Origin of the sequence: uncultured Duncaniella sp. (assembly GCF_910577345.1) — a bacterium.
Lineage (GTDB): Bacteria > Bacteroidota > Bacteroidia > Bacteroidales > Muribaculaceae > Duncaniella.
The window spans coordinates 17,125-29,552 of the sequence record NZ_CAJTMT010000037.1; the positions used below are offsets into that span (position 1 = coordinate 17,125).

Genomic DNA, 12,428 nt, shown 5'->3' on the forward strand with positions numbered 1-12,428 from the left:
CGGAGGACATCGATTTACCATCCCTCCCCCCACACACAATCATCAAGCCACCCTGCACCTTACCAACCTCCATAAATAATCCGGCTCCAGACACCAAAAACAACCAGCGAGTGTCCGACAAGACATCGAAAAACAGGCAGAGGGTGTCCGCCAGGACACCGATTTCTCCGTAACCCTGTACATCGCAGCGCAGCGGAGATGTGCAGGGAAAACAAAAAAAACGCCTAAGATGTCCGGAGGACATCGATTTACCACCACGCAAAGCCTACACACCACCCCGCACCTCATCAAGCACCATTATTATTTAAAAATTGCAACATCCGTGACATTGCAATAATTCTGCAACAATTATCACAAGCACATAAAACACTAACAGTCAATATATTACACCAACCAAACACACTACCGTCCACGCGTTAACATTCTTTTACATTTCATATTCCCCATTCCTCCGAATCGGTCGTAACTTTGAATCACAAACAAAAAACAACACTGCTAAATAGCAATTCTAATTAAAACTCATCACTCTCCTTTCAACTCTCTAAAACGATAAGATTATGGGAACTCAGGAATTTCAGAACAAGCTTATGAGCCTCCAAGGCAACCTCCTCAACTTTGCCTACATGCTCACCTCAAACAGAGACAATGCTTACGATCTGCTCCAGGATACCACCCTGAAGGCCCTCGACAACGAAAGCAAGTATGTGGACAACACCAACTTCAAAGGTTGGGTATTCACAATCATGCGCAACATCTTCATCAACAATTACCGTCGCGTAGCCCGTTCGGCCACCGTGATTGACCAGACTGAAGACCTCTACCACCTCAATCTCTCGCAGGACTCCGGCCTTGAGACTCCCGAAGGCTCATTCGGCGCAAACGAGATTTCGGATGCCATCAACGAATTTCCCGATGAATACCGCATCCCCTTCTCGATGCACGTCGCAGGCTACAAGTATAATGAGATTGCCGAAAAGATGAACCTCCCCCTCGGAACCGTCAAGAGCCGCATCTTCTTCGCCCGCAAAAAACTCCAGGTCCGATTCGCAGATTACCGCTGACTTACACACACTCCTTGATTACTTGACGATGCAACAACGGCCCCGCTTCTCCTGATGGAAGCGGGGCCGTTCTGATAAGTTGATTGCTCAGTATACTTGTCTCTTATTTTGAAGCGTCAACCTTGTTGTAGCGGGCATTCAGACCGTCGATGATGTCGCGGGTGATGTCGAGCGACGGATTGAAATAGATACCTGCAGCCTTGAAGAGAATAGCGTCGTAGCCCTTTGATGCGTTGTAGATTTTGATATAGTTCTCAATCGAATCGTTGAGCTGAAGCTGCTGCTGACCGAGTTCGTTCTCAGTGTTGCGGCTGAGGTTTGCGAGATAGCTCTCGGCATCCTGCTGCATCTTCTGGAGCTTCTGCATGTCGGCGTTGTAGCTTGCTTCTGTCAGATAACCGTTGCTGCGGCCCTTCTGCTCGATGGCAGCGGCGAATTTCTGGATTTCATTAGCCTTTGCCTGACGTGCGCTCTCGATCTTTGACACGGCGCGCATTGATGCCTCCTGAAAATCCTTCGCAAGATTATAGTGGGTCATGAGCGAATCGGAGTCGATGTAGCGGATGTTAAGGCTGGAAGAGGTGGTTGCGCCATCGGCCGTTGCTGCTTGGGCCGGAGCTCCGGCTGCAGAGTCGCTTGACGTTGAGCCGCCGCACGAGGTAGCAGTGAGGGCAAAAAGACTTAAAAGCAGCGTTGAAGCTGATATTGCTAACTTGTTCATGTGTGATAAATATGTAATATGAGATTTTTGATTTGTTTCACTAAGCTTCATGGTCGTCACGGTGAGCACACCCGATCCCCCGGCGCTTGAGCTCGGGAATGTCGTGGGCATGACCCGTCGGGAATTTACCTCCTTTGACAAACCAAATCTTCACCCCCATTATAGCGACAGCCACACCCGTGAGGATGGCAGCGGCAACTATGGTCAGAAGGATTATTTTCATTGTCATTTTGAGTTTTCCGATGCAAAAGTAGCAATTTAGTCTAAATTATAGCATCTATCTCAATTTTATTTTATAATTTAGTGGTGCAAATGCGAGATATTTAACACTTGTTTCACACTTGCGCTAAATATTGCTAAAATACGCCGGTCAGCACCAGCGCCGACCCCCGTTTTTTTAACAAGCTCATCACTTCCCTAAAATTTCTATAATATGGAAATCAAAGATCTTCAACCGCGCGAGGTTTTCTCGATTTTCGAAGAGATTACCAAAATCCCCCGTCCTTCAAAGAAGGAAGAGAAAATTCGTGAATACCTCCTCGATTTTGCTAAAAAGCACAATCTAACGGCCAAGACCGACAAGGTAGGCAACGTGGTCCTCTCGAAGCCCGCCACTCCCGGCCATGAAAACGCTCCCACAGTAATCATGCAGGGCCACATGGACATGGTCTGCGAGTCAAACGACAAGCACTTCGACTTTGCCAACAGCCCCATCCCCACAGTCATCGACGGCGACTGGATCCGCACCGAAGGTACAACTCTCGGCGCTGACAACGGTATCGGCATGGCTGCCTCGCTCGCAGCGCTCACCGATGACACATTCGAACATGGTCCCCTCGAAGCCCTTTTCACTGTCGACGAGGAAACAGGGATGACAGGCGCCAACAATCTCGGCGAGGACATGATCTCAGGTACAATGCTCCTCAACCTCGACTCCGAAGACGATGCTGAAATCTTCGTAGGCTGCGCAGGCGGCGTAGACACCCAGGCCTTCTTCACCTACAACCGTTCATTCGCTCCCACCGACTTCCTTTATTTCAAGATAAACATCGAGGGTCTCAACGGCGGCCACTCCGGCGGCGACATCCACCTCGGACGCGCCAACGCCAACAAGCTCCTCGCCCGCTTCCTCTTCCAGCTCTCGGAGAAGCATGAAGTTGTCCTCTCTGAAATCGACGGTGGCAACCTCCGCAACGCCATCCCCCGTGCAAGCCACGCAATCATCGGTGTCCACACCTCACGCAAGGAAGAAGTCCGCGTAGCCCTCAACCACTACATCGCCGACCTCGAAAACGAATATGCAGGCCTTGAACCCAACTTGAAGGTGACAATGGAAAGCGTCGACACCCCCGACTTCACCATTGACCAGGCCACTTCGACCAATATCATCCGTGCGCTCTACTGCGCCCCCCACGGAGTCATCTCAATGAGCCGCGAGCTCGAAGGTCTGGTGGAGACATCGACCAACCTCGCCTCTGTCAAGATGGGTCCCGACAACACCATCGTTGTCACCACCAGCCAGCGCAGCTCCGTCGAGTCGCGCAAATGGGACATCGCCCGTCAGGTTGAAGCCGTGTTCCTCCTCGCAGGCGCACGTGTCCAGCACGGCGACGGCTATCCCGGATGGCAGCCCAACCTCGAATCGCCCATCATGAAGATTTCAAGCGATGCATACGAGGAACTCTACGGAGTGAAACCCGCCATCAAGGCCATCCACGCAGGTCTTGAATGTGGTCTCTTCCTGACCAAATATCCCCACCTCGATATGGTGTCGTTCGGCCCGACCCTCCGCGACGTGCACTCTCCTTCGGAGCGCATGTACATCCCCGCTGTAGAGCGCTTCTGGGGTCAGCTCAAACGCACTCTTGAAAAGGTCGGAGAGCTCAAGAAGTAAACATTTCCGGGACTCCCCCACAATAATCATCACGGATACAAAAGGACAGCGACACCGCTCCTGTTCCTTTTGTATCCTTCCCCACTTCTCCCCGACCCTCTCCCCCGTGCCTTTATCGGTGGTCCGGAAACAATATTTTTTCCGGCTAATTTTGATTGAATTAAACTTTTACGCTTTTCAAGCGTCTTATACTTTAGGGCGTAATGACCGGCCAATGCGGCGACTCGTATGGACCCCTCATGAGACACCCTGTCAAAATTTTACCATGAGCGGTGTGACAGACCGCCTTATTCATTAGAAATCATCACTTCTGAGATAGTTATCCCCCCTGCGCCGTGTGGCGCGCAAGGGAATTGTTGTACTAAAGAAATATTTTATGCTAAAACGTTTCGCTCTGCTGACGCTTGCAGCTCTCTTCTCGGCAGTGCTCTTTTCAAAGACGGAAGATACCTCCTTGAAATCAAGCACCGACAACCTCTCCCAAGCGATTGCAGAAAGTGAAGATCTCCCCTCCGATACGATTATAACTCTAACTGAGGAAGATTTTATTGAGGTGGCCCAACGACTTGGAGTCGAAGTTGCCGCCATTAAAGCAGTTGTAGAAATCGAAGCCGGACGCACCCACGAAGGCTTCGCCGCTCCCGGCAAACCGCTGATCAACTTTGATTTGGCCATGTTTCGCCGCTTCGCCACGCGCCGTGGCGTCAACCTTGCCAAATACAGCAAGTCACACTCCGTGGTCTTCGCCTCATCACGCGGTTCGCAGACCAAGGCCCATCGTCGTCTTGACGCGGCAATGAGCATCAATCCTCATGCAGCCATCGAAGGAACATTCTGGGGAATGTTTCAAATCGGAGGATTCAACTGGAAAAAATGTGGCGCGACAAGCCTTGAGGACTTCGTCGAAAAAATGTCAAGCACCGAACGTGCGCAGCTCGACATGTTTGCCGAATTCATAACCAACGCCGGCCTCCTCAAAGCCCTGCAGGACAAAAACTGGGCAAAATTCGCCCGTGGCTACAACGGTCCCGGCTACGCCCGCCGCTCCTACCACACCCGCATGGCCCAAGCCTACGCCCGCCACTCCAAATCCCCCGCCAACAGCCAGTAGGGACGCTTTTCAAAGCGTCCGCATCAGCATTGCATCAGCATTGCGTCCGCATTGCATCCGCCCCAACATATATCCCCCATCCAACTGCGGACGCTTTAAAAAGCGTCCCTACCGGTGGGGCATTGCAAGTTGTCATAAGCCAATAAAAAACTCCGCGTTTTTCTTGTCAATCAGAACTAAGTTGCGTAGATTTGTATGAGAATTAACCATTTAAATCTAAAAGTAAATGAAACGCAGCTTAATATCCGTTTTCATGTCGGCTGTGGCTGTCACCGCTTTCGGTTGGGGACAGAAGGGTCACGACACAACCGCCTACATTGCTGAAAATCATCTGACACCGACAACCAAAGCAGCCGTCGATTCCATCCTTGAAGGAAAATCAATGGTCTATTGGGCCAACTGGCTTGACAATGCAAGCCACACGAAGCCCTACGCCTACACCAAGACATGGCACTACAAAAACGTCGACGAAGGTGAGCGCTACGAAGAGGCACAGGCCAATCCTGCAGGTGATGCCGTGACAGCCATCAAAGCACAAATTGAAACACTCGCCAACCCCTCGACACCGCTCGAGGATTCTCAGCTCGCAATGAAGATTCTCGTCCACGTCATGGGCGACCTCCATCAGCCGCTCCACATGGGCCATGCAACTGACCTTGGTGGCAACCGCATAAAGGTGAAATATTTCAACCGCGACAACAACCTCCACGCCGTATGGGACTCATCAATCCCCGAATCGGCCCACAAATGGAGCTACTCGGAATGGCAACAGCAGATTGACCGCGCTCCTGCAGAAGTTGAAGCGACAATCATTTCCGGAACCGTCGATGACTGGGCAAAGGAAACCATTAATATATGTGATGAGGTCTACAAATACTTCGGCTCACGCGACAACATCTCCTACAACGAAGTCGCCGACTGGACCCCTACCGTAGAGACCCAATTCCTCAACGGAGGTCTCCGCCTCGCCCACGTCCTCAACCTCATCTTCGACCCAACCTACCGCTCCACAGCCAACTCCCCGATATTAAAATAATCCCGCATATATAAATACAGAAAGAGTTACAATAAATAACGGAACAGCCCGAATAAACAGCATTGCCGTTTATATCATTTTGATAGCAATGCTGTTTATTCGGGCTGTTCCGTTATTTATTGTCTGCGTGCAGAAAAACTTATTTCTTCCAGAATGTCGGGGTGAAGAGGATGAGGACTGTGAAGAGTTCGAGACGGCCGATCATCATGATGAGGGCGAGGAACCATTTACCTACGTCGGGGACAAGTTCGTAGTTGCCTCCGTAGCCTGTCACTCCCGCTCCAAGACCGGTGTTGCTGATACATGAGAAGGCCGAAAAGAATGAGTCAACCAAAGGGAGTCCGAGCGCACAAAGGATGATACCGCCAATCATGATTATCATGACATACAGACAAAGGAACGCGATGACCTTGGCAACGGTCTCATGCGGGATGACGCGACCGTTGACTCTGACTGTAAAAATATAGTTGGGATAAACGCAACGGACAATCTCATTGCGGCAATTCTTCAACAGATATATCAGACGGTCAATCTTTGCACCGCCACTCGTTGAGCCGGCACAGGCTCCGAAAAACATCAATGCGAACACAAGCGAAAGAGCGAATGTGCCCCAATTGGAGAAGTCCGGCACTTCATAACCCGTAGAGGTTATGGTAGAGACTATCTGGAAGAGCGGATCGAGCGTGACGGATTTTATAGAGTAAGCCTGACCGTGGTAGAAGATGGCGATTACAAAGAGGATGTAGCACACGAAGATTATTCCGAGGTAGGCTCTGAACACATCATTCTTCCAGATTGGCTTGAAATCACCGTGAGCGGCGCGGTAGAGAAGGACGAAACTGGTACCGCCGAGAAACATGAACACAGTCATGACAATCTCGATATAAACAGAATTCCACGACTCTATACCATCGTCGGCAGTCGAGAAACCACCGGTCGACATTGTGCTGAACGCATGGCAGATGGCCTCGAATGTGTTCATCGGGCCTATGATAAGGAGCACGAAAAGCAAGGCAGTCAAGACGATATAAATCAGCCACAGGCCCTTTGCAGTCTGCGAGATGCGCGGACGCAACTTGTCATGGGTAATACCTGTCACCTCCGCGTTGAACATCTGCATACCGCCTGAGTGATTGAGCATAGGGACCACTGCAAGAGTAAAAAGAATGATACCCATGCCTCCAATCCATTGCATCAGGCTGCGCCACATTATGACTCCGTGACTCAGATGACTTATGGATGACATGACGGTGGCTCCGGTGGTCGTGAAGCCGGACATGGCCTCAAAAAATGCGTCAGAGACAGACATCGGCTGCTTGTCCATGAAAATAAACGGTATCATGCCGAATGCCGAGAAGAAAATCCAGACGAGAGCCGTCAGCAGAAAGCCCTCGCGCTTTCCCATGCGCGGATTCCGCGGGCGGATTCCAAAAGTCATGACCGTACCCGCAACAGTGGTGACAACCATCGTCACGAGGAAGCAGAGCCAATCCTTCTCACCATAGACCAGACATGTGGCCAAAGGAACCAAAAGGAACAAGCCCTCGATTATAAGAAGAAGCCCGATGATACGAAGCACCACCGGGATATTTATGACTGTCGGTCTATATCGGAGCAGATTCATCATTTAAACAGTTTTTCAACCTTATGGAGCAGACCGCTCAACGTGAACACCACGACACGGTCGCCCGGTTCGATGACAGTGTTACCGGACACGAGATAACCCTTGCCATCGCGGATAAGTCCGGCGATTGTCATCTCATGGGAAAGTTTAAGATCCTTAACCGCTGCACGCGTAATTTTTGACCCCTCACTCGCGACAATCTCCGCAACCTCGGCATCAGCGAGAGCCATGCACTTTGAAGTGGACGTATCGCGGTCGAGAAGCATCTGGAATATTCTCGATGAAGCAAGCAGCTTCTTATTTATAACAGTACCGATATTCAAACCTTCCGCCTCAGAGATGAACTGAAGATTCTCAACCTCGGCAATAGTCTTGACTACACCAAGCTCTTTGGCGGAAAGACAGGTGAGGATATTGGTCTCGCTGCTGTCGGCAAGAGCGATGAACGCATCCATATCCGTTATTCCGGCATCCAGAAGAGCATCGGTATCACGGGCATCCGCATTGATGATGCTTGCATTCGGACACTTCTCCGAAAGACGCAGACAGCGTTCACGGTCAATATCAACAATCTTTATATTGAATTCATCGCCCACCATAGCACATAGCCTTATCGCAATGCGACTTCCACCCATGATAAGGATGTCGCGAATCTTGCGTTGAGTCTTGCCACAGAGAGCGACCAAAGAATCGACATGGTCGCGGGTGGTCATAAAGTAGACAATGTCGTTGACCTGAAGACGGTCAAGACCGCCCGGAATGATGGTTTCATGATTGCGCTTGATGGCAGCGACGTGGAAACTGTGTTCGGTCATGCCAAGCTCCTTCAACTGCATACCCTGCAAAGGCGCGTTCTCCCTCAGTTTCACACCGACAAGAATCAATTCGCCATCGTGAAGTTCGAACCAATGACGCACCCAATTATGACGCAACGCCTGAATAATCTCAAGCGCGGCAAGATATTCGGGATAAATCATGTCGTCGGCACCGATATGAGTGAAAAAGTCCTTATTGGCAGGATCCTTGAACTCATAGTTATCAATTCGTGCCACGGTCTTGGAAGCTCCAAGGCTTTTTGCGATGGCACATGCTATGATGTTTCGTGTCTCAAACGGCGTGACGGCAATAAAAAGATCACAACCCTCCACACCCGCTTGACGGAGTGTGGCAAAGGAAGTCGGAGAGCCCTGGCACGTCAACAGATTATAATTGGAATCAAGCACAGAAAGCTTCTCACCGTCGCTGTCGACAACAGTGATGTCCTGTTCTTCATTCGATAAGAGTTTGGCGAGATGAGTACCGACCTCGCCCGCTCCGGCAATAACAATCTTCATCGTGCGGATCAGTCTTTATTAGTAATAACAAGATTTTTGATGGTTTGATAGATTCCATCAACATCAAATCCGCACAAATTTTTGAGTTGCGCAGGCGTTCCCTGCGGAATAAAACGGTCAGGCACACCGAGCCGAGTCACTTTGACAGGCGAATCAAGCTCTGCAAGCCCCTCGATGACAGCGGACCCCATTCCACCTTCGACCACTCCATCCTCAACCGTTATAACAGGGACATTCATCTCTGCAACACGCTTGATAATATCAGGGTCCATAGGTTTGACAAAAATCATATCGTAGTGGGCAATGGTCACGCCAAGTTCTTTCTCGGCCTTTTCGATGGCAGCTTCCGCATCCGAGGCCACAGGTCCGAGGGTGAGGATAACAAGATCCTTTCCGTCTTTCAATAATTCACCCTTACCAATAGGAAGAGTGTGCATTTGTTCTGACAGCTCCTTGTCGCCGTTGCCACGGGGATAACGGATTGCAAACGGGCCGTCGAAACTTTCGGCCGTCAGCATCAGATGGGGGAGCATGTCAAGATTGCGCGGAGCGGCAAGTGTCATTCCCGGAATCGCACGCAAATATGAGAGGTCAAAGACTCCATGATGCGTTGGACCGTCTTCCCCGACCAGACCTGCGCGGTCAAGACAGAAAGTGACAGGCAAGCCCTGTATAGCCACATCATGAATGATATGACTGTAGGCGCGTTGGAGGAATGAGGAATATATGGCTACGAAGGGCTTCATACCCTCCTTTGCGAGACCACCGGCAAAAGTGACTGCATGACCCTCGGAGATTCCGACATCAAAAGTACGGTCAGGAAATTTATCCTGCAACTTTATCATCGATGTTCCGGAAGGCATGGCTGCAGTGACTCCTACTATCTTTTTGTTTCTCTCAGCCAACTCCACGAGTGTCTCGCCAAAGACATCCTGATATTTCGGAGCCTTCCGGGACTTATCCTTAATTAGATTTCCTGTGGCAGGGTCAAACTTTCCGGGAGCATGCCAAGTGGCAGGATCGAGTTCAGCAGGGGTATATCCCTTACCTTTGACTGTGCGCAGATGCAATATCCGCGGACCGCTGAAATCCTTGATTTCATTAAGGACATTAATCACAGTCGGAAGGTCGTGACCGTCAAAGGGTCCGAAGTATCGGATATTAAGCCCCTCGAAAATATTCTGTTCCTTCGTTATGAGCGATTTCAGGCTATTATTGAAACGCATGATCATCCCCTTGCCCTTATCGGTGACAAGATGATAGCGACGAAGGAAGCGCGCGAATTTATAGCGCACGTTGTTGTATGCCTTTGACGTTGTGAGATGAGCCAGATAGGAATTGAGCGAGCCGACATTGCGGTCAATCGACATATCATTGTCATTAAGAATGATAAGCAGATTGGAATTGGCATTGGCTGCGTTGTTCAATCCTTCGAAGGCAAGGCCGCCGCTGATGGATGCATCACCGATGACAGCAACGACATTGCGCCTCGGATTCTCATTCTGCAAGGCACTTGCCACGGTCATGCCAAGGGCAGCGGATATTGAGTTTGACGCATGGCCGGCCGTGAAAGTGTCATACTCGCTTTCCTTGGGCGAAGGAAAGCCACTCAGACCACCAAACGTACGGTTGGTTTCAAACTTGTCACGGCGACCGGTAAGAATCTTATGTCCGTAAGCCTGATGGCCGACATCCCACACTATGCGGTCATACGGAGTATTGAACACATAATGCAGGGCGACTGTCAGCTCAACAGCACCCATGCTTGAAGCAAAATGGCCGGGGTGGGATGAAAGCGAGTTAATAAGAAACGACCGCAGTTCACCACAGACCTGAGGCAATTGCTCCACAGGCAGTTTACGCAAATCGGCAGGAGAGTCGATGCGCGACAATAGAGGATACTTATCGGTCTTTGTTTCTTTTTCCATTCTTAATATATTTCTTGTACAGAGGAACCCACACGACAATTCCGGAAGCGATTATGACAAACGCCACCCAAAGGGTGAAAGGCTGTGAGGCCACCACCATGTAACACAGCAGTAACCATAACACAGCAATAAATCCGAAACGTATCTTAGTGGATGTATCCATTTCTCTAACCTGCAAATAATCAATATCCGGTATAGCTGTGGGGCGAAAGTTTTTTCAACTCAGCCTTCACATCGTCAGAGACATCGAGAGTATCAATAAATACAGCGATACTTTCAGCAGTGACAGCCTCATTCTTGCGGGTAAGAGCCTTAAGGGTTTCGTAGGGTTTGGGATAACCTTCGCGACGGAGGACAGTCTGGATAGCCTCGGCCACAACGCTCCATGTGTTGTCGAGGTCGGCATCAATTGCTGCACGGTTCAGAAGAAGCTTTCCAAGACCCTTCATCGTCGAAGCCACTGCAATAAGAGTATGAGCCAAGGGCACACCGATATTACGGAGGACGGTCGAGTCAGTCAGGTCACGCTGCAGACGCGAAACGGGAAGTTTGCTTGCAAGATGGCCGAAGACTGCGTTGGCGATTCCGATATTTCCCTCCGAGTTTTCAAAGTCGATGGGATTTACCTTATGGGGCATTGCAGATGATCCGACCTCACCGGCCTTGATTTTCTGCTTGAAATACTCCATCGAAATATACATCCACATATCCCGGTCAAGGTCAAGGATAATATTGTTGATGCGTGCAAGCGCGTCGAAGAGCGCTGCGAGATTATCGTAGTTTGAAATCTGTGTCGTATATTCCTCACGAACTATTCCAAGTTTCTCAGAAAGGAATTCAGCGCCGAACTTACGCCAGTCAATTTCAGGGAATGCGCAAAGATGGGCATTGAAATTACCGGTTGCACCACCGAACTTACCTGAAATTTCCACAGCGTCAAGCATGGCAAGCTGACGGCGCAGACGATAGCTGAACACACGGATTTCCTTGCCAAGACGGGTGGGAGATGCAGGCTGACCGTGAGTCTTAGCCAACATAGGGATGTCATACCATTCATCCGCACGAGATTCAAGATGCTCTATAAGCTCGACAATGCGGGGACGATAGACGTTTTTAAGCGCGTCGGCAATAGACATCGGGACTGATGTGTTGTTGATGTCCTGAGAAGTAAGGCCAAAATGAATGTATTCCTTATACTTTGCAATGTCAAGCTCGTCAAAACGTTCCTTGATGAAATACTCGACAGCTTTGACATCGTGATTGGTCACACTCTCGATTTCCTTAACCTTCGCTGCATCCTCTACCGAGAAATTAGCGTAGATTTCACGCAACTTGCCGAATAATGCAACCGGGAAGTCTGAAAGTGCAGGTAAAGGTAATTCACAGAGTGCGATAAAATACTCTATTTCTACCTTAACACGGTAACGGATCAAAGCATATTCCGAAAAATATTCGTCAAGACTTGCACACTTTCCACGATAACGACCGTCAACCGGCGATATGGCTGTCAATTCAGTAAGTTTCATGTCAATCTCTTTGAGTGATGTTTGATAATGATATAGTAGATGCAAAATTACAAAAAAACTATTGAATAGGGGTAGAAAAACTCAGAAATGACAGATTTTTATTCACACACAGATAAGAAAATACGGATGAATACATACAAAAAAGACCGGAGCTGAGATGCTTTCGCATTTCAGCTCCGGTCGGTAGAGGGGG

At 49.7% G+C, this 12,428-nt stretch carries 10 protein-coding genes; 4 read left to right on the forward strand and 6 right to left on the reverse strand.

The genetic code is table 11. The features are described 5' to 3' along the window. Positions 1–557 precede the first annotated feature (557 nt). Entirely contained in the window at positions 558–1,061 is a 504-nt protein-coding gene (locus QZ310_RS12190) for an RNA polymerase sigma factor (protein WP_297071933.1), read from the forward strand. A gap of 103 nt (positions 1,062–1,164) precedes the next feature. Here QZ310_RS12190 and QZ310_RS12195 read toward each other — a convergent pair whose 3' ends face one another. After that, a complete protein-coding gene (locus QZ310_RS12195; RefSeq protein WP_297073207.1) occupies positions 1,165–1,782 on the reverse strand; it encodes an OmpH family outer membrane protein in 618 nt (205 codons plus the stop codon). A gap of 40 nt (positions 1,783–1,822) precedes the next feature. Beyond that, on the reverse strand, positions 1,823–2,005 hold the full coding sequence (locus QZ310_RS12200; RefSeq protein ID WP_297073209.1) for a hypothetical protein: 183 nt from the start codon (positions 2,003–2,005) through the stop codon (positions 1,823–1,825). A 210-nt stretch (positions 2,006–2,215) separates the two neighbouring features. Between QZ310_RS12200 and QZ310_RS12205 the strand changes: the two genes are divergently transcribed. The 3 genes from QZ310_RS12205 (at position 2,216) to QZ310_RS12215 (ending at position 5,823) form a co-directional block, all read left to right on the forward strand. Continuing rightward, a complete protein-coding gene (locus tag QZ310_RS12205) occupies positions 2,216–3,676 on the forward strand; it encodes an aminoacyl-histidine dipeptidase (protein WP_297073211.1) in 1,461 nt (486 codons plus the stop codon). Positions 3,677–4,052: 376 nt separating this feature from the next. Beyond that, complete coding sequence (locus tag QZ310_RS12210) at positions 4,053–4,787, forward strand: N-acetylmuramidase family protein (protein WP_297073213.1); 735 nt, start codon at positions 4,053–4,055, stop codon at positions 4,785–4,787. 226 nt (positions 4,788–5,013) lie between these two features. After that, positions 5,014–5,823: a S1/P1 nuclease gene (locus QZ310_RS12215; protein ID WP_297073215.1), complete on the forward strand. Its 810-nt coding sequence runs from the start codon at positions 5,014–5,016 to the stop codon at positions 5,821–5,823. A 139-nt stretch (positions 5,824–5,962) separates the two neighbouring features. Here QZ310_RS12215 and QZ310_RS12220 read toward each other — a convergent pair whose 3' ends face one another. The 4 genes from QZ310_RS12220 to purB form a co-directional block, all read right to left on the reverse strand. Next, on the reverse strand, positions 5,963–7,450 hold the full coding sequence (locus tag QZ310_RS12220; protein ID WP_297073217.1) for a TrkH family potassium uptake protein: 1,488 nt from the start codon (positions 7,448–7,450) through the stop codon (positions 5,963–5,965). After that, the gene (gene trkA / locus QZ310_RS12225; protein ID WP_297073218.1) at positions 7,447–8,781 is read right to left on the reverse strand and encodes a Trk system potassium transporter TrkA; all 1,335 of its coding nucleotides are present in this window, start codon (positions 8,779–8,781) and stop codon (positions 7,447–7,449) included. Before trkA ends, QZ310_RS12220 begins: the two co-directional genes overlap by 4 nt. A gap of 8 nt (positions 8,782–8,789) precedes the next feature. Continuing rightward, a complete protein-coding gene (gene dxs / locus QZ310_RS12230; RefSeq protein ID WP_297073221.1) occupies positions 8,790–10,709 on the reverse strand; it encodes a 1-deoxy-D-xylulose-5-phosphate synthase in 1,920 nt (639 codons plus the stop codon). Between the two features lie 182 nt (positions 10,710–10,891). After that, positions 10,892–12,235, reverse strand: coding sequence for an adenylosuccinate lyase (gene purB / locus QZ310_RS12235; RefSeq protein ID WP_297073222.1), 1,344 nt, complete (start codon positions 12,233–12,235; stop codon positions 10,892–10,894). Positions 12,236–12,428: the final 193 nt, after the last annotated feature.